The organism is Limosilactobacillus sp. WILCCON 0051 (assembly GCF_039955095.1).
GTDB lineage: Bacteria > Bacillota > Bacilli > Lactobacillales > Lactobacillaceae > Limosilactobacillus > Limosilactobacillus allomucosae.
In genome coordinates this window covers 1,342,073-1,362,646 of sequence record NZ_CP154878.1, presented here as the reverse complement: position 1 = coordinate 1,362,646, position 20,574 = coordinate 1,342,073, and the positions used below count along the sequence as shown (strand labels likewise).

At 49.3% G+C, this 20,574-nt stretch carries 8 protein-coding genes and 1 pseudogene; 8 read left to right on the top strand and 1 reads right to left on the bottom strand.

The annotated features are described in order from the left end of the window. The first annotated feature begins 101 nt into the window (after positions 1-101). Both ABC765_RS06410 and ABC765_RS06405 read left to right on the top strand, forming a co-directional pair. Entirely contained in the window at positions 102-11,471 is an 11,370-nt protein-coding gene (locus tag ABC765_RS06410) for a BspA family leucine-rich repeat surface protein (protein WP_347979988.1), read from the top strand. 139 nt (positions 11,472-11,610) lie between these two features. After that, positions 11,611-11,703 (top strand): annotated as a pseudogene (locus ABC765_RS06405) (site-specific integrase); the annotation flags it as partial. A 1,042-nt stretch (positions 11,704-12,745) separates the two neighbouring features. Here ABC765_RS06405 and ABC765_RS06400 read toward each other — a convergent pair. Then, positions 12,746-13,240, bottom strand: a complete 495-nt coding sequence (locus ABC765_RS06400; RefSeq protein WP_347979987.1) for a hypothetical protein — start codon at positions 13,238-13,240, stop codon at positions 12,746-12,748. 275 nt (positions 13,241-13,515) lie between these two features. Here ABC765_RS06400 and ABC765_RS06395 point away from each other — a divergent pair, with 275 nt between their 5' ends. From ABC765_RS06395 to ABC765_RS06370, 6 genes are all read left to right on the top strand, one after another. Next, on the top strand, positions 13,516-15,732 hold the full coding sequence (locus ABC765_RS06395; protein WP_347979986.1) for a bifunctional metallophosphatase/5'-nucleotidase: 2,217 nt from the start codon (positions 13,516-13,518) through the stop codon (positions 15,730-15,732). 507 nt (positions 15,733-16,239) lie between these two features. Further along, positions 16,240-16,971 (top strand): 5-oxoprolinase subunit PxpB, encoded by a 732-nt coding sequence (pxpB, locus tag ABC765_RS06390; RefSeq protein ID WP_347979985.1) that lies wholly within the window; start codon positions 16,240-16,242, stop codon positions 16,969-16,971. Continuing rightward, positions 16,958-17,974 (top strand): biotin-dependent carboxyltransferase family protein, encoded by a 1,017-nt coding sequence (locus ABC765_RS06385; protein ID WP_347979984.1) that lies wholly within the window; start codon positions 16,958-16,960, stop codon positions 17,972-17,974. Before pxpB ends, ABC765_RS06385 begins: the two co-directional genes overlap by 14 nt. Beyond that, positions 17,971-18,411: a biotin/lipoyl-containing protein gene (locus ABC765_RS06380; RefSeq protein ID WP_347953346.1), complete on the top strand. Its 441-nt coding sequence runs from the start codon at positions 17,971-17,973 to the stop codon at positions 18,409-18,411. Before ABC765_RS06385 ends, ABC765_RS06380 begins: the two co-directional genes overlap by 4 nt. Then, positions 18,383-19,753, top strand: a complete 1,371-nt coding sequence (locus tag ABC765_RS06375; RefSeq protein WP_347979983.1) for an acetyl-CoA carboxylase biotin carboxylase subunit — start codon at positions 18,383-18,385, stop codon at positions 19,751-19,753. The genes ABC765_RS06380 and ABC765_RS06375 overlap by 29 nt, the downstream gene beginning before the upstream one ends. 30 nt (positions 19,754-19,783) lie before the next feature. Then, entirely contained in the window at positions 19,784-20,545 is a 762-nt protein-coding gene (locus ABC765_RS06370) for a 5-oxoprolinase subunit PxpA (RefSeq protein WP_347953344.1), read from the top strand. Positions 20,546-20,574 lie beyond the last annotated feature (29 nt).

Sequence of the window (20,574 nt, the reverse complement as noted above, 5' to 3'; positions counted from 1 at the left end):
AATGTGATTGTAGTAAAATATTAGTCTTCTAAAGAAACGATCAGTATGTTGATGAAAACGATCTGCTTGTCGTTTAGGCAGATTGAAATGGGGGAATTTCAATGAACAAGTTGCAACGATTAGGAAGGGAGACGGAAACTGACCGCACTTGCCGCGTCAAAATGTATAAAGCCGGTAAGAATTGGCTTACGTCATGTCAGATCTGCCGCTATTTTTTAAATCGCGCGGTTTTGAAACGCGTGGCGATTTCTGCCGGAGCAGTAGCAATGGGGATGAGTCTGGCTGCTCATAGCGTCAAGGCCGATACGACTGATATACCGGTCAGCGGCAATGCCCAAATGCTTGCCGGCCCGGTGACTCAAACCGAGACGAAAGCCGATATTGTCGTCACAAATGAAAGCAGTCAAGCTTCCGTAAGCGCAGCGTCAGCCAGTACCGCAACGCTTGCTGAAAAAAGCATCAGCAGTGCAACGGAATCTTCAGTCGGCAGTGATGCAGCCACGACAAGAAGCGACTCAGCAGCTGATGCCAGTCAAAAAAGCCCAGCCGCGGCAGCCAATGACTCAATAGCCGCTAGCCCAAATAATTCATCCAACTCAACAGCGCCAAATCAAAGCGCCGGTTCTGAAAATAAGAGTTCTAGCGCTGGTTCGGTGGTAAATGAAAGTACAGGTCTGAATCTAAGCAGCAGTCAGATTAAATCAGCCAGTTCAGCAGCCAACACGGCTCGGTTAAAGACAGCAGCCATTGCTTCAGCCAACGAGCTGGCAGTCTCAACTACCGATTATCAGGCCCTAACTAAGGACTGGCAGGTTGATGCCAAGGGAAACGTGACCTATATCGGTAAAAGCACGGATCTGACCACGATTACTGTTCCTAATAACTATGATTTTTATCAGGCTGGCAAGATTCAGGCTGGTCAAAGCGTGACGATCGCGGCCAGCGTGATTCACAACCTGCTCAAGCAGAACCGTCAGTTAAGCGAGCTGATCATTTCATCAGATGGGGACGGCAAACTGATCGCCAAAGGTAACTGGAAAGCGGCTTTCAGCGGCTATGACGATAACTATCTGAATCAGTATACTTGTCGCGTCAAGTCGTTTGATTTAGGCGGGCTGGATGTTTCGCAGGTTACCAGTATGGCGCGGATGTTTGACAGTGATCGCGAGCTGGTGCGGATCACGGGACTCGGTAATTGGAACACTGGCAAAGTAACGGATATGTCCTATATGTTTAATGGCACGTCGAAGCTGAGCACTTTGGACAGTATTGAAAAATGGGACGTCCAGAAAGTCTCCAATATGGACTATATGTTTTCCCAGGCGTTTGATAATGCTTGCGAATGGCCGCTGACGCTGGATCTGTCAGGCTGGAACACCACGTCGCTGACCAAGCTTAGTCATTTATTCTATTACGCTGGAATTACCAATCTGAACATCTCAAACTGGAACCTGACTAAAATGGCTAAGCAGTCGCGGACGCAGTATCTTTTTGCCAACGCGGGCACGCTGCAAAAGAGTAAGGGCGATAATGAAGACGTGGCCTCGTTTGGGTTCGTCTTGACGATGAATCAGGTCAAGCTGCCGCAGACGGCCAATTATAAGCTGCAGGCTAACGATTTTTATGCAACGCGCAGTGGTGACATCCCGCTGCTGGTCTTTACCGATCTGAAGGATGCCAATCTGTTGAACATTCTTAATTCTGAACTGGCCAGCTTTAACTATATGACCGGCAAAGATGAGCCTTCACGACGGCATGCGTTCAGCGTCAAGCTGGCAGATGGCACGACCAAGACCATTTCAATTAGCCGGGTCTACAAAAATGAACAAGAAGAAATCGCAACTATTCAAGCCGCGATTGCGCAGACAGTTGCCAAGCCCGGCTACATAACGGTAACTACGCCAACGATCAGCAGTCTGACGCCGGCCCAGCGCATTTCAAATACATATACGATCAGTTATGTTGCCCAGCCACAGACTACGCATATTATCTTTGAGGATGAAAATGGCAATCTGATTCAGTCATCAACCATCAACGGTAAAACCGATGAGACCGTTAATGTTAACATTCAGGTGCCGAATGGCTGGGAGATCGTTTCTGGCACCTTGCCAGCTCAGATTACGTTTGCGGGAACCCAAACGCCAGATACCATCATCAAGATCAAGCATACCATCACCTCAACGGCAGTCGAAAAAACCGTTACTCGAACCATTCAGCTTACTAATCCTGATCAGACCAAGCAGACGATTCAGCAGAAGGTCAGCTTTACGCGGACAGCGATAACGGATGAAACGACGCATGAGACGACTTATACTGCCTGGCAGGTCGTTAACGGTACCGCGGCTTTCTTTGCCGAGCTTGACCTTGGCAGCTATCAGAAAAAAGGCTATACGATGCTGATTGATGGGCAGACTGGAACCCAGATTGCCCAGTTTTCTCCCAATGCCGAATCTGAAGATATCATCATTGCCGTTACGTTTACCGCGGATCAGCATACAATGCACATCAACTATGTCAACAGCCAGGGCAATGTCATCAAGTCACAGGAAGTCACGGGTCATACTGGCGAAACCAAGATCGTTGAGTTAAGCGCGCCAGCAGAATGGCTGATTACTGACGGCAGCACGAAAAAGGCGGTTGTCTTTGGGGCAGACGGCGCTCAAGACATCACGATCAATATTGAGTATGCGCGCATCTATGTTGAGCCGACCGCTCCCAAAACGGTTACCGATCCATTGCCTGACAATCCGACTAAGTTTTATCCAGCTGGCGTTGGCTATGATGATTTAAACAAAGCAGTCACCCGCACGATTACGATTGTCGATCCCAAAGCCAGCAGTCAAAAAATCATTACTCAGATCGTACGCTTTACGCGGCGCGCGATCGTCGATGAGGTCGTCGGGACGCTGGTTGGCTATACAAACTGGCAGACGACCAATGCGGTTTGGGATGGCATCGATGTCGACAGTCTTTATCCCGGCTATACACCCAGCAGTCAGGTAGCAGCCAAGACAGTTACGGTCAACGACGCTGATCAGACACAGACGATTACGTTTACCGCCAATGATGCCGTTCAGACCGTACGTTTTATGGATGGCAATACACAAGTCGGTTCGGATTACTATTTACGCGGCAAGACCGATCAGCTGGTTGAATTGCCAGCACTGCCGGATGGCTGGCAGCTGGCGCCTGGACAGATACTGCCAAAAAACGTTCAGCTGGCTGCTAATGACGTACCGATCAAGATTCAGATCATCGCCGGCTTGTGCACGATTACCACGGCGACGGCAGCCGGAACGCTGATCCCAGGAACCAAAAATCAGCATCTGCAAAAAGCAATTGCTGATGACGAATTGAATCGGCAGGTTACTCAGACGGTCGTCATCGTCAATCCGCTCGATCATACCTCAACTACCCAGCAGCAGATCGTTCGCTTTACGCGCAGTGCCGTGATCAACATGACCAATGGCGAGCTGGATCATTATACCGCTTGGCAGTCAGTAGGGCTGGATTCGTTCAATGAGGTCACCCTGCCTGTTTTTGCCGGCTACACGCCTCAAGCCTTGAATGATCATCAGCAGGCAATCGCATTAACGTTAGATGGCGATTTGCCAGCAGTCGATCAAGTGGCGGCCACCCAGGCAGACAGCGTGATTACGGTCAGCTATCAAGCCAATCCAGTAGACGTGGCGGTAATCTTTAAAGACGCGGCGGGCAGTCAGATTGGCTCGATCGTTACGATTCATGGTCAAACCGATGAAGTGCTGCAGCTGATTTTTGATCAAGCCACTCAGCAGCTGAAAGTCAATACTGGTCTTGCGCATCCCGATAATCCAGCCACGATCGCGCTGCCAGCCAATTGGGAACTGGATGATGGCAACGACTTGAGCCCAGTCAAAATGGCAAGCGGCCAAACGATTGCCTTGCGGGTGCGGCATCAAACAAGCGATGTTTCCGCCACGGACGCGTCAGCTAAAGAAGAGTTTACGCGGACCATCAATATTTTTGACCCATACCAGGGACAGCTGCAGCCAATTACGCAAACGGCAGTCTTTCATCGCAGTGCCATCAAGGATCTGGTGACCGGCCTCGTGACCTATGGCAGCTGGGTACCGGCCCAAGGAATTTTTATCAAGGTGGACATTCCAAGCGTAGCCGGCTATACCCCGGATCGACAGGTTAATGAAGAGACAGTTGATCCGCTCAATGGTAAAAACGAAACGATTGACGTGCACTATCAAGCCAATGACGGCAATATTCAAGAAATTGACTACGTTGACCAAGATGGCAATGTAATCAACCATTTGAATCTGAGCGGCAAGACTGATGCAGTTGCCAAGATCAGCTATCGAGCCCCTAACAACTGGCAGATCGTATCTGGACAGACTCTGCCTGGCGAGGTACGGTTTAAGGTTTATAATCCGGTAATCAAGGTGATCGTCGAACATCAAACCAAAGACGTTACGGGACTGGATCAACAGCTGGGAATTCAAACCAGCAAAACGGTCACGCGTCAGATCACTGTTGCCACGCCAACTGGGCAGGTCAATGAGATCAAGCAGGTTGCTCGGTTCCAGCGCTCAGCGGTCCAGGATCTGGTAACGGGTGCGATCAGTTTTGGCGAGTGGCAGTGGCAGGCTGGCGATCAGGTTTTCGAAAAGTTCATGCCGGCCTCAATCGCGGGCTATACGCCAAACTACCAGTTGATTGAGGAGCTTACGCCAACTGCCCAAACGAATGATTCGGTTTATCAAGTCAGCTACCAGGCCAATCCTGGTCAGCAGACGATCTCATATCGGGATGCACATGACAATATCGTGTTGACGCAGATCATTCCTGGAGTAACCGATCAGCTCGTTGACGTGCCAACGGTTTTGCCATTTGGCTGGGAACTGGCGGCTGGACAGGCCATGCCGGCGACGGTGACGATCAAGCCAACTGATACGCCAATCATTATCTATGTTCAGCACCAGTTAAAAGACGTAACGGCTGAATATCCAAATACCACCCAGGATACCGTTAAACGAATCATAAACGTGCATCTGCCAAATGGACAGGTGGTTACGACAGCGCAGACGGTCAACTTTAAGCGGACCGCGACAATGGATCTGGTAACCAAGCTGGTTGATTATGGTCAATGGCAGGCAGACGGCGGCTTTGCCAAGGTCGTGATTGATCCAATTGCCGGCTACCAGGCTACGCAGACCGAGGTGCCGGCAATGACGCCAACGGCAATGGCTGATGATGTTACTATTGAGGTCAGCTATATCGCGCAAAAAGCTACGCAGCTGATCCAATATGTTGACCCAAACAATCCAGCTGGCAGTCCGATTGGTGAGCAATCCATTTCTGGGCTGGTTGATCATGACGTGGCCGTGACGCCATCAATCCCAGCCAATTGGGAACTGGTACCAAATGAAACAATTCCAGGCAGTGTCACGATTAAGCCGAATGCCGCGCCAATCCGGGTTCTGATTCAACATCAGCATCAAGACGTTTCGCAAACGGATGCGGGGGCGACTAAAAAGGTTACCCGAACGATCAGATTTAACAACCCCGATGGCACCAGTCAAACGATCGAACAAGCCGTAACGTTTACGCGCACGGCAGTCAAGGACCTGGTTGACGATACGATTGCCTATGGTGCCTGGCAGGGCGGTGGCGTTTTTGTAGGCATGGAAGTTCCAAAAATTGCGGGCTACTATGCCAGCCAAGACATTATCTACAGTGTGCAGCCAACGCCGGATACTGAAAATCGAACCATTGACATCACTTACTGGGCCAAGCCGGTTATGACGCGCATCGTTCAGTATGTTGATGAATCTGGTCAGCTGATCAGCAGCGATCCCGTCACCGGCAATCTTGGCACGTATGCTGACTATACGCTGAAGCTGCCGGAACATTGGGAATTTGTCGATGCCGATCTCAAAGCGGGGACAAAAATTTCAATCAACATGGGTAAAACTGACGAGATTATTTATCACGAGATTATTTATCAAATCAAGCATCAATTGACTACTGGCACGTTTTTCAAGGACTTCACGCGTCATGTCGTTTTGCACAAGCCAAGCGGAACGGAAACGATTGATCTGACGGCTAAGATGCAGGCCACGCGAATTCATGATGAGGTTACGGGCACGGATACGTATGAAAACTGGCAGGTCGTTAACTCGTTTGGTCAAGTAGCAGCCGATAAGATTGCCTACGCTGGCTATCAGGCCTCAGTTAAAGAAATTGCTGCCAGCGCGCCAAATGAAAATATGGCCGCTGAGACGACGATTGATGTGATTTATACGGCTAATCCCGGCGTGCAGACGATTGAATATGTCGATGGTCAGGGCAACGTGATTTCAAAACTACTGCTTGCCGGACTGGTTGATCAAGAAGTCACCCTGGATACAAGTCAGAATGGCAACGCGGCTTTACCGGCCAACTGGCAGCTGGCAAAGGGCGTGACGGTACCAAGCAGCATTAAGATTTCAGCGTATGATCAGGTAATTCCTTTTGAAGTTGAGCATCAGCTGCAGGACGTTTCCGCGACTGATCCCGATGCTCAAAAAGTAGTTACGCGAGTCATCAACGTCTTTGATCCACACACGGGTCTTAATACCAAAACGGATACCATTACGCTGGTCCGCACGGCAATTAAGGATCTGGTTACCGATCGGACGGTCTATGGCGAATGGCAAAACCCCGATCATCAAGTATTTGACGAGTTTAATGTGCCACAACTTACCGGCTATACGGCCAGTCGCGATCTGATTGCCGCCTATATGCCAAATGGCGAAGATACCACGCTGACGTACAACATTACCTATTCGGCCAATGAGCAGTCAGTGCTGGTAGTCTATCAAGATCAGCAGCATAACGTGATTGGACAGACGGCTGCTGTAGGACGGACGGATCAGCGCCTTACGATCGATTTTACGCAGTCATTGCCTGATGGCTGGGTCTTGGCGGCCGGACAAGCTGATCAGCAGCAGATTACGTTTACGGGATCGGCAATGACGCCAATCATAGTTGAGATCGCACATGGTCAGGTTTTGGTTGAGCCTGATGATCCCAAGACGCCGCAAGATCGCCTGCCATATACCAAAAACGCCTTTTATCCCAGCGGCGTGGGCTATAACAAACTCAATCGAACCATTGCGCGTCAGATTACGGTCGTCTATCCAGATGGGCAAACCGATCTGATCAGACAGACCGTTCAGTTTAAGCGCAGCGCGACGGTGGATGCGGTTACCAAAGCCGTTGTCTATGGTGAGTGGCAGGTAATCGGCAATGATCGTTTTGCTGAGTTCGTGCCTAAAGATGTGCCGGACTATCTGCCAAGCCTCAAGCTGATTGAAGCCGCCGTGCCTGGTCCAGAAGACGTTGGCGGTAGCTTGACGATCAGCTATTACCACCGCTATACGACCCAGACGATTGAGTATGTTGATGCTGACAGTGGCGAATTGATTGGTGATCCTCAGGTAATTGCTGGCGAAACGGGAACGATGGTTGAGCCAACGCTGATGCTGCCTGATGGCTGGGGATTGGATGAAAATCAAGCCGTCCCAAGCAAGATTGCCATGAAGCTGGCTGACACGCCAATCAAATTGAAAGTTCGGCACCAGGCTGTTCTGGTTGACTTTGATCATCCCGTGCAAAAAGGCGAGTTGATTGCCGGTACCCAAAATCAGCACTACCAGGTTGATTTGGGAACAGACAAGCTGAATTCTTATGCCACGCGAACGATCATCATTACTGATCTGCAGGGCAAGCGGTCCCAGATTACGCAGCGGGTTCATTTCGTGCGCAGCGTATGGGTAGATGCAGTAACCGGTTTGCCGATCATCCCTTTGACAAGCTTAGAATGGCAGCTGCTCAATACTAAATCATGCTGGAATGCCGTAACGATTCCTCAAATTGAAGGCTATCAGGCAATCATTACGGATGAGGCCACGGGACAGCAGCTGTCGGCAATTGAGCAGGTCAGCCCGGATGCAACGAGCAGCCAGACAATCATGGTGGTCTACCAGGCGCAGAGTGGTCAGCGGCGCATCAATTATGTTGATGAAAATGGCAGCATTATCAGGACGCAGACGGTTAACGGTGCCTTAAATGCCGTGGTACCAGTCAAACTGATTTTGCCGCCAAACTGGCAATTGGCAACTCCAGATCAGCAGCCGGCCAGCGTTAAGATTCTGGCTACCGATCAGCCAATTGAAGTCTTGGTCGCGCATCAATTAGCGGAAAAAGAGCCACAGCTGCGCCAGATTACGCGGACGATCAACTTTAAGAATCCGCTGAACCAAAATGCTGTAACGACGGTCGTGCAGACGGCAACTTTTAAGCGGACAGTCTATCACGATCTGGTCAGCGATACCGATACTTATGGCGATTGGATTCCATTGGTTGCCAAATGGGATGAGCTGGGCCTGCCCGAAGTTGCCGGATATCAGCCTTCTCAGACGGTAAGCGAGCTCGCGGTAACGCCGGATACTGCCAATGTCGTCTTGGATGTTGAGTATCTGCCTGAATCAAGGCTCCAGACGGTTAATTACGTAGACCAAAACGGCAATCTGATCAAGACGCAAAACTTTACTGGCAAGATTGGCGAAACGATCAAGCCGGCATTCAAGCTTCCCGCTGGCTGGCGATTGCTGACGGGGCAGCGGCTGCCGGAATCATTGGTCATTCAAGCAGCCAACGCGCCATTGACCGTGCAGATTGAGCCTGAATTGGTCAGTCAGCCAGCTGAAACACGGACGGTCAGCCGCACGATCGTCTTGAATCTTCCAAATGGCAAGACGCAGACGAAGGTTCAAACTGTTAAATTCACGCGGACCGTTGCCCGTAATCTGGTAACCAACCAGTTCGTTTATGGCGAATGGCAGCGTCAAGGACAGTTCGACCAGTTTGACGTCCCGACGATTGCTGGCTATTTGTCTAATCTCAAACGACTGCCATTGATTACGCCAAGCGCTGATTTTGCTGACAGTACGGTTGAGATTGACTATGAACCGCAGATTGAAACACAGCTGATTCAATACGTCGATGCGAGTGGTACTCATAGTCAGGTAATTGCAGAACAGTTCGTAGCCGGCAAGACGGGACAATGGCTGGCATTAAAGCTGACGGTACCGAAAAACTGGCAGCTTGCCAATATGCAAAGCGTGCCAACGATGATTCAGATCAAGGCCCAGGCAGATCCGATCGTAATCCTGATTCAGCACAAGCAAAAAGACATTACGGATATTGCCAATGATACTGAACGAACCGTGACAAGAACGATTAAGATCACTTACCCAAATGGACAGATCGAAACCATCGTTCAAAAAGCAGTGTTTGACCGCAGCGCGACTGAAGATGAGGTTACCGGCCGAATCGTTTACGGCAAGTGGCATGGCAGCGATGTATTTGAAACTGTCGACATCCCTAAGATTGAGGGGTGGCAGCCGAGTCTGAGCCAAGTTGAGCAGTCAGTGCCAAACGCGAACACGCCTGACAGTACGGCATTTATTACCTATAGCCAGGCGCAAGGCGTGTTTGTGATTCGCTATGTTGACGCCAGCGGCAATTACGTTGCGGCTCAGCCATTCTGGGGTCAAGTCGGTGAAACGATCAAGCCAACTTTGCAGCTGCCAGCCGGTTGGAAGATGATTGGGGCCAATCCAATCCCAGCTGAAGTAATTCTGCAAGCCGGTGAGCAGCTGCTGCAGGTTCGCGTAGCACACGTTCTGCGGGTGATTGATGAAGATGATCCGGATCGTCATACAACGGTTACGCGAACGATCAACATCAAACTGCCGGACGGTCAAATCAAGCAGATTCAGCAAAAGGTCAGTTTCATTCGGCTGGCTTTTGAAGATGAGGTAACCAATCAGCGCAGCTATGGACCTTGGATTGCCGAAGACGATGGCAGCGGTGTTACCGATCGCTTTGCCGAGGTTAAGATACCGACGATCAAGGGATGGGTGCCAAGTCAAACCGTGGTGGCTGAATATAAGCCTAGCGGGACGGCCCGCAGCACGGTTATCGACGTTACCTACCTGCCTGAGGCGCGCAGCCGGACGATTGAATATGTTGATGAAAATAATCAATTGATCAGAAGTGATGCCATCGTCGGCCGGACTGGCGAAACAGTGACCGTCCAAAGCAGCGTGCCAACTGGTTGGGAAATCGTTGCTGGCAAGGTTCCCGATACGGTTGCATTTGATGAGCATACCGATCAGCCAGTCAGAATCGTCATTAAGCATCGAGTGATTACGGTTGACGCCGAACAGGCAGCCGAATTGAATCACGTTGATGCCAGCGAACTTACTGAATCCGTCGTCAGAGAGATCAAGGTCTTGATGCCGCACCAGGATCAGCCATTGATTACTAAGCAGCAGGTTGATTTTAAACGGTTGGGTCAGTATGATCTGGTTGACCAAAAATTCGTCGGTTTTGGCGATTGGCAGGCAGTCGGCAGTACGATGTTGGCGGCATATCGTGTTCCTAAGGCTGCTGGCTATCGTCCATCAGTCAGTGGAATCGGCGAACAAACAGCAACGGCTGGCGATGCTGATGAAACCATTGTCATTAGCTATGTTGCCAGCCAACAGACGATTCATGTCAAATATGAAGACGAGCATGGTCAAGTGATCAGCACGGATTCGATCAGTGGACAAACGGATCAGACCGTGCCGATTACGATTAAGGTTCCGGCAGGCTGGAAACTGACAGCTGATCAAGTTGTACCTGATCATGTTAAGTTTGGGGCCATAACGCCAGACATCGTGCTTCAGGTTGCACACGCTATGGTAACGGTTTTGCCAAATAATCCTAAGACAACAGAGGAGCTGCTGCCGGACAATCCAGGTCGTCACTATCCAAGCGGCATTGCCTTTGCCGATCTGAACAGAACGTTTACGCGGTCGATTGTCTTTAAGTTCCCCGATGGTCATATTAAGACGATCAAACAGATGGTGCAGTTTGCAAGAAGCGCGGTGGTTGATGAGGTCACCGGACAGATTGCTTACCACGACTGGCAGACTATTGGTGATCGTGAACTGGCCAGCGTAACGGTACCGGCATTGGCAGGATATACCGCAACGATGCAAGTCATTCCATCATTACAGGCAACGCCAGCCATGCATGATGTGACGATTGAAGTCGAATACGTCAAGAATACCGTGCCTCTCAATCCAGATCAGCCTGTGGAGCCGGATAAGCCAATCACGCCAGATCAGCCTGTGAAGCCGGATAAGCCAACCTCGTCAGATCAGCCTGTGGAATCAAACAGTACCCCAGACGCTGATGTCGTTAAAGAAGCACCAACGACTTTGCCAGATCAGGCAGCCAAACCAAAGCAGACTAAAGCCAAACGTTTGCCGCAAACAGGCAGTGATGATCAAAAGCACAGTCATGTCTGGGCAGTTCTGGGGATGCTGAGTATGCTGTTTGGCGGTCTCTTAGGTGGCAAGCGTCGCGATAAGCGCTCCTAAATAAATCATGCTCGAAAAGCAATTGGTACGAGTAACGGAACAGTCAGCCAAACGTTTACAAGCATGGTCAACCAAGGACAAATCCAGTTAGATGGCAAGACTTTGGATGTTGATGCGATCAGCGTTGACATCAAAAAAGCTGAACCATTCCAGTGAGGCCATGACCCTGGCTTACCTGGGGCTTGATCAGGTCAGCCGTAAGCACATGCTGGACAAGATTGATTTTGGGTAAAAGAAAAGCAGACGCGCCAAGAATTTTGGTGTGTCTGCTTTTTGAATTTTGGCAGAAATTCGGAAAACTGAATGACTCCTAAAGCAAGGTATTGATTGAGCATAACGGATAATGACGCTGATACATCAGTTTAACGATACGAAATGAGATGATATGACATCTTTGGCGGGAGCAAAGCTGAAGGTGCGATGCTGATCAAGCAGGGAACAACGCGGCGACAGTTTAAACTGATAACAACATATGAAAGATACAAGAATGAAAGTCATCAGGAATGTTCCGCGATGATGCCGCTTAAGTACATGGATGATGATGCCGCTTAAGTACGTGGGTAAGGTAGTTTTAGACAGTAGAAGCATTATTGATCAGAAAGAAATATAAATATGCAAAAGGGAACTGCATAACATATATGATAGAAAAGTCATTACCTACGATCGGGGAAAAATGGATGCATAGTAGGTAAAACTTTTTGTATATTGAGTTTGGCACCCCTAACTTTACCTATAAATCGACGAAAAAATTAAAATAGTAGGTAAAATATGGTTTTATACAGTTTTGGCTTAGGCCGTTTGAACTCCAAATATGCAAGATTACCTACTATTAAAGCAAAAATTCTGTAGAGTAGGTAAATTTCGGAAAAATGATTATACAGTTACCTACGATTGGCTAAAAAATTCAAAATAGTAGGTAAATTTGCTGCTGACATCTTATCAACCACGGATTAATGATTAGATTGAGCAGAAATCTGTCTATCATTTAGTCGCACCGACCGTGAAAACGACTAACTGAACTATCAATGAGTCGCGCCAGCTTCGAAAACTACCAACCGAACTATCAATGAGTCGTGCCAGCTGTAGAAACGGCTAACTGAACTATCAATGAGTCGCCCCAGTTGCAGAAACGGCTAACTGAACTATCAATGAGTCGCCCCAGCTGCGGAATCAATCAAATCATCGGAACATTTCTGAATGCCAATAGCCCAAAATTTCATCCGCAAGAAAGATCCCGGTCACCGTTTTTAATCGTGATCGGGATAATTTCGTATTTATGCCTTTTGATTAGCAGTTTCTTCACTTAAACGCTTTTCCTGGTCCCTAATCAGCTGCTTGGTATGAGCCCAGACATCAGGATGCTTGGTACCGTTGACCCAATAGTCGACATCAGCAAAAATTTCGGCTTGGCTGGCTTGGTCGTAGTCGTGGTGCAAAAAGTTGGCAGTGGTCTCAGCAGACTGTTTTTCCCACATGGCGGCCATGATGAATTGGCTGCGAGTCCGCTGCAGCTTTTCTTCCTCTGGTCCAAGATCACGCGCTTCGACATTGCTGACCTTGGCCGTGGCAATCGGCGGCTGAACCGAGTTGCTTGGCAGATATGGTGCTACTGGGACGTTCATCAGGGCATTTTGCATTACTTCATTCCAACTGTCGCCATAGGTATCCAACCGATGCTGCAGACCTGGCTCTACGTCATTGGCAATTAGGTAGTCGCGTTTTTCGCCCCAACTTAGTGTTACATGGGCAACAAAAACTTTTTCTGACATGATTTCACCTTCCGATTGTTTGAATATTCACAATATTAATTATAGCGCGAATTTAGATTTAGAAAAGCGAAAAAAGTAACGGCTAATCATCAAAATAAATAAAGCGTTAAACTTTAAAAAATTAATATAATTAAATAAAAAAATAAATTTTAAATGCTGATTTCCGCTATAAACAGCTGTTTTTTAACCGATAGCTTACTTAAATCAAGTGCAGGAGTTAATGATTTATGTTAGATTGAAAGCGCTTAGATTTAACTATTGGGGGAATTTAAGATATGCGAAAAAGAAATTATATCTATTTATTTGGTTCGGCAATTTTAGGATTAACGATGTCGGCAATGCCGGTCAGTGCTGATGATGCAGCTGCGACAGCGCCTGTTAGTCAAGCCAGTTCCGTTCAAGTGGTGACCAATCCTGATACGGCCAGTCAGCCGGGGCAGGCTACTGATTGGTCGGATCCTGCTAAATATCAAGGATACGTACCGGTTCAAATTCTAGGGATCAATGACTTTCATGGTGGGCTTTCCAATACCGGCACCGCTCAGATTGGCGATCAGACCTATCAAAATACGGGGACGGCAGAACGACTGGCTGGCTCTTTGAATCAAGCTGAGAGCGACTTTAAGGCGGCCAATCCAGCGGGGACAACGATTCGTGTTGAAGCTGGTGACATGGTCGGCGCCTCACCGGCCAACTCGGCACTTTTGCAGGATGAATCCACCATGCATGCACTCAAGGCAATGCACATTGAGTATGGTACGCTGGGTAATCATGAGTTTGACGAGGGACTGGGCGAATTTAACCGGATCGTAACCGGTGGCCAGCCAACCAAGCAGTATAACGATGCTGAAATGGCCTACCCGCATGAAGCCTCAGACATCAACATTATTACGGCAAACGTGATTCTCAAGGGCACTAAGACTGATGATAACTATGGCGAGATTCCATATGGTTTTCAGCCATACATCATCAAGGAAATTCATACTAGTGATAACAAGGTCGTTAAAATCGGCTTTATCGGCATTGAGACGACCGATTTGCCGATTCTGACGCTCTATGACAACTACAAGGATTATGAGATTCTTGATGAAGCCGAAACCATTGCTCATTATGAAAAAATTCTGCGCAATCAAGGCGTCAATGCGATCGTCGTCTTGGCACATACCGGGGTAGAGACCAAGAATGGCGAAACCAAGGGCACGGCGGTTGATATTATTAAAAAGCTCTACCAGATCGATCCTGACAACTCTGTCGACATCTATCTGGCTGGGCACTCTCATCAGTATGCCAATGCCACGGTTGGTTCAGTCAAACTGGTGCAGGCCATCTATACTGGTAAGGCTTATGATGACATTATTGGCTACATCAATCCGGCGACTAACGACTTTGCGCCTGACAGCATCGTCTCACATGTCTTCCCGGTCCTTTCAGAAAAAGACAATCCGGCTGCCGTCAGCGACCCAACCGTTGCGGGAATCGTCGAGGATGCTACCAAGCGAGTGGCGCCAGTCATCAACCAAAAGATTGGGGAGGCAGCAACGCCAGCAACCATCACCGGCCGTCTGCATAATACGCCAACTCGGGAAAACCAGGCTGGTGAGCTGGTAGTTGATGGACAGTTGGCCGAAGCCAGAAAACTGGGTGTCAATGCTGACTTTGCAATGACTAATACTGGTGGTGTGCGGGCTGATCTGGTAGTTGAACCCGACCGTACGATTACTTGGGGTGCTGCCCAGGCAGTTCAGCCATTTGGCAATATTCTGCGGGTAGTCGAGATGACGGGGCAGCAGGTAATTGACGCCTTAAATCAGCAGTATGATGAAGATCAAAAGTATTATCTGCAGATTGCTGGTCTCAAGTACTACTACACTGACAGTGACGATCCTAACCAGCCATATCGCGTAGTGGCCGCTTATGATGAAAACGGGCAGCCATTAGACATGAACAAGACTTATCGCGTGGTCATCAACGACTTTTTAGCTGGCGGTGGTGACGGTTTTACGGCCTTTAAGGGTACCAATCAGATTGCAGTGATTGGCGCGGATACGGAAGTCTTTATGAATTACATTGCTGATCAAACCAATGCCGGCAATTTGATCAAGGCGCCAGTTACTGATCGCAAAAACTACCTGACGCCGGCAGAAGCTGAAGCCTTGCTGCATCCTATTGTGCCAGATACGCCAGCGAACAGCGAAACTGGTCAGACTAATACCGAAAATACTGGCAATACTAATGGTTCAGCAGCTGATGCAAAGCAGAGCCAGGAAATTACGGTCGACAATTCGGCAGCTCCGCAATTAAAGATCGTTAATGGTCAGGATCAGACGGCTCCAGTCGCGGTTGCGGTTAAGTCAACCGAACAAGAAGCCAGCCAGACCGCGCTGCCACAAACCGGCAATGACGAAAAATCGGCCTTGGCATTGCTTGGAACGGCGCTGATCGGGCTGTCAGGCATGTATGTAATTCGTCGTCGGCCACGGCGGCAAAAATAGCCTGGTCAATCGGATATGAATTTAGGATCGAATAGCGGAAAGATTCAAAACGGTTCTTAAATGATGCTGGAAACTGTTTGACTAGTACATCGATTCTTGAATTGATAATGAACTGACTCAGCCAGCAGCGCGATGTTTGCTTGAGCAGGATGCCGAATCACTGATTGGTAAACCAGCTGGCTGATTGATTTTAATATTTACAAATATTTGATAGCGTTATGCTGGGCTTTTGACGGTCTGGCATAACGCTGTTTTTTTAAAATGGAAAATTTTTTGAAATATTCAAATTCTTAATTTTTTTAATTTATAGCATGGTTTGATTTATTTTATTAAGAAAAAGTTAGTGAATAGCCGTGTTTGAAAAAGCAAAGTGAGATTGTGGAAGAGCTGTGAATATAAGCAAGGTTGACAAGTTTGGACGATTCAAATAGCATAAAAATTACTCTAATCGTTCTATAATGATTGATTTAATAATTTTAAGTCACTGATAAAAAGGGGGGATGTTCAGTGACCAGTTATCAGATTATACCAGTTGGTGATCAAGCGCTGGCGATTGAGTTTGCCAATCGGATTGACCCAGTCGTTAATCGTCATCTGCAGCAGATTGGTCGACGAATTCTAAAACAGCATCTTTCGGCGGTTAAAACGATTATTCCAGCCTATCGGACGCTGGCCGTGGCGTTTGACGGCAGCCAGATCAGTTTTGCTGAACTGAAACAGCAGCTGCAGCCCTTGATTGAAGAATCGATGAACGCACCGCTGCCGCCATCCAAGACCTGGCTGATCCCAGTCTGCTATGGCGGCGAGTATGGTCCGGATCTAAAAGACGTGGCGCGCTTTGCCAGTCTAAGCACGGCTGAAGTCATTAAAGAGCATACCGCCCAGTCTTATCTGATCTACTTTTTGGGCTTTTTACCCGGCTTTGCCTACATGGGCAGCGTCGACCAAAAGATTGCCATGCCTCGTCTAGAACAGCCACGCCTGGAGATTCCGGCGGGCAGCGTTGGGATTGCTGGCGAGCAGACCGGTTTTTATCCAGTGGCTTCACCAGGCGGCTGGCGCATTATTGGGCAGACGCCGCTCAAGCTTTATGACGAAAAAAATCCAGCCAGCTTTTATCATGCCGGGGACAGTGTTCGGTTCTTTGCCGTTGACGAAGAAGAGTTTCAAAGGATCCAGCTGGCTGATCGGCTTGGCAAGTATCAAGTAAAGGCGGTGACATCAGATGCCGATGATTAACGTGATCGAACCAGGCCTACAGACCACCGTTCAGGACCTGGGCCGGCCAATGCATCAGATCAATGGCTTTCCGGCTTCGGGAGCGATGGATCAGCAGGCGCTGCAGGTTGGCAATTTATTGGTAGGCAATTCGCCATACGCGGCCGCATTAGAGTTCTCGCTGACTGGGCCTACGCTGCGTTTCATGGCCACAACGTTCATTGCCTTAACGGGAGCCGAGTTTCATGCTCAGCTCAACGATCAGCCAGTCAAAGGATATCGCTGCCTGCAGGTACATACGGGAGACGTTTTAAAAATCGGTCCTGCCGTTAAAGGACGAATTGGCTATCTGGCAGTAGCAGGTGGTCTGCATCTGCCACTGGTGCTGGACAGCCGCTCGACCACGCTGCGTTTAAAGCTGGGTGGCTTGAACGGTCGGGCACTGCTCAGCGGTGATCGTCTGCCAATCGAAGCCAAGCCCACTTTGGTCAGCTACTATCATCGTCATGCACCATTGCCTGAATTACCAGATCTAGAACAGCCGATTAAGATTCGCGTCTTAAAGGGACCACAGTGGGATAAGTTTGCTGAAGAAGATCAGCAGCGCTTTTTATCAGGCACGTATACGGTAACCAACCAGTCTGATCGCATGGGCTATCGTTTAAAAGGCGACGTTATGGAAACTAAACAGGAAAGCATGCTCTCATCGGCAACGGTAATGGGGGGCATACAGGTGCCGGCAAATGGCGAACCGATTGTCTTAATGGCTGATCGTCAGACAACTGGCGGCTATCCATTGCTGGCGGTTGTCGCCACGGTAGATCTGGCCAAGCTGGTACAGTGTCGCCCCAAGCAGCGGATTGAATTTGAACTGATTGAATTGGATGCCGCACAGGAACTGCTTAGACAGCAGCAGGCAGCCTTAAAAGAACTGCATCGTCGCATCAAAAAGGCACGCTATCAAATGCCATATGGAATTACGCGGGAAGCCAGCCAGCGGATTCAACGACTTTTTAAGGAGTGATTGATTTGGATACCAAGAATATTGAAGAACTCATCAAGCTGCTCAAGGAAAATGATTTGACCGAACTTGAGTATGAAAAAGGCGATGAACGAATTTGCGTCAAGCGCTCAGCCAGTGAATCGTTTACTCAGCCAGTCAGCGTTGCCCCGCAGCATGGCAATCCCAGTCATCATATCATGGCCCCTAAAGAAGTCGTTACCAGCAGCAATACGATCAACGCGCCAACGATTGGGGTCTTCTACACGGCTAAGTCGCCGCAGGATCCGCCATACGTCAAGCCAGGCGATCATATCAAGCAGGGCGATGTCGTCGGGGTGATCGAAGCCATGAAAGTCTTTACCAATGTGGTTGCTGACCGTGACGGCATCGTTGAAAAGGTTTTGGTAAACAATGAAGAGGGGGTTGAATATGACCAGCCGCTTATTCAAATTAAATAATTCCGTCAGCAAATGGCCCTTTCATAAAGTGCTGGTAGCCAATCGAGGCGAGATCGCGGTTCGGATCATTCGTACCTGTCGAGTATTGGGACTGGCGACGGTGGCCGTTTATTCAGAGACTGACGCCAAGTCGCTGGCAGTTCAGCTCGCTGATCAAGCCGTCTGTATCGGACCCGATAACGTCAATGCCAGCTACCTCAACATTGCCGCCATTATCTCCGCGGCTCAGTTAACCGGTGCTGACGCGATTCATCCGGGATATGGCTTTTTGTCGGAAAGTCCCGATTTTGCAGACGCCTGCTTGAAAAATGGCATCAAGCTGATTGGTCCAAGCGGCGATGTGATGCGGCTGCTGGGGGACAAGGAACAGGCGCGCATGACGGTTGCCAAAGCCGGCTTGCCAGTCGTTAAAGGCAGCAGCACGACGATTGATAGTCTAGCTGAAGCGTTGCAAGAGGCCCAGGAGATTGGCTATCCGATTATGGTTAAGGCCAGTGCGGGTGGTGGCGGCAAGGGCATGCGGATCGTTAATTCACCGGATGAGATGGCTGCCAAGTTTACGGTCGCTCAAGATGAAGCCAAGGCCGCGTTTGGCAGCGGTCAGATGTATCTGGAGCAGTATCTGGCCAACCCGCGGCATATCGAGGTGCAGATTGCTGCCGATCGTTATGGCAATGCGATTGCGCTGGGTGAACGGGACTGTACGATTCAAGCACGCCATCAAAAAGTCATGGAAGAAGCTCCGGCCGTGGTAGTGCCCGCGCGGATTCGTGATGAGATGCTGCGGCGCTCGGCTGATGCAGTTGCGCAATTGAATTATGAAGGCGTGGGCACGATTGAGTTTTTATATAATCATGACGGCTCTTACTACTTCATGGAGATGAACACCCGCATTCAAGTTGAGCATCCGATTACCGAAATGATTACCGATGTTGATTTGGTTGAGCTGCAGCTGCGATTGGCGGCTGGTGCTGAATTAGAACCGCAATTGGTTGCCACGCATGGCTTTGCCCTTGAATGCCGCATCAATGCCTTGACGCCGGGCAGAATCACCGGACTGCATCTGCCAGGTGGTCAGGGCGTCCGGGTTGATACGGCAATCTATCAAGGCTATGTCGTCCCAAACAGCTATGATGGCATGATCGCTAAAATCATCGTTTATGGCGATCGTCGGCAGCGAGTCTTGCAGCAGATGCAGGCAGTGATTGATGAAACGGTGATTACCGGAATTCAAACCAACCTCGGACTGTTGGCTCAGATTCTAAAAGAGCCATCGTTCCAACGCTTAACGGCAACGGTCAACTGGCTTGATGATCTGCAGAAAAAAAGCAATGACAAATGAATGAGAACGATTCAAGAAAGGAGCAGCAAAATGAGAGTTGATTTAAACAGTGATCTGGGTGAAAGCTTTGGTCATTATGTCCTGGGAAATGATGATCAGATTCTGCCGCTGATTACCTCGGCTAACGTTGCCTGTGGCTATCATGCCGGTGATCCAAACGTCATGGCCAAAACGGTGGCAGTTGCTGAACAAAACGGTGTGGCAATTGGGGCTCATCCCAGCTATCCAGATCGCGTGGGTTTTGGGCGCCGCAGAATGGACATGCAGCTGGAAAACGTGGAGAACATGATTACCTATCAGGTCGCGGCACTGCAGGGATTCGTCAAGGGACACCGACTGCATCACGTTAAGCCGCATGGGGCGCTCTATAACGCGGCAGCCAAGGATCTGCCATTGGCGCTTGCAATCTGTCGTGGCATCAAGCGGGTGGATCCGGAATTGCCAATCTATGGTCTGGCCGGCAGTCAATTGATCGTGGCTGCGCGTGAGGTCGGTCTGCCCTATGCCAGCGAGGTGTTTGCCGACCGTGCCTACCAGGCTGATGGGACGCTGGTGCCCCGAGTCAAGCCGCATTCAGTGCTCCATGATCCGCAGGCAGTCGCTGAGCGTGCGGTTGGCATGATAAAAGAGCATGCCGTAACCGCGATTACTGGCGAGCGGGTTGAGCTTGAAGTCGATACGATCTGTGTTCACGGCGACAATGAGGAGGCATTGGCAATCGTCCGCGCACTGCGATCGGCGCTTAAGGACGCAGCAATTGCAATCGCGCCTTTTGACCCGCGCCATGCTTGATACGCTGGTTGATGATTGATAGTTAATTT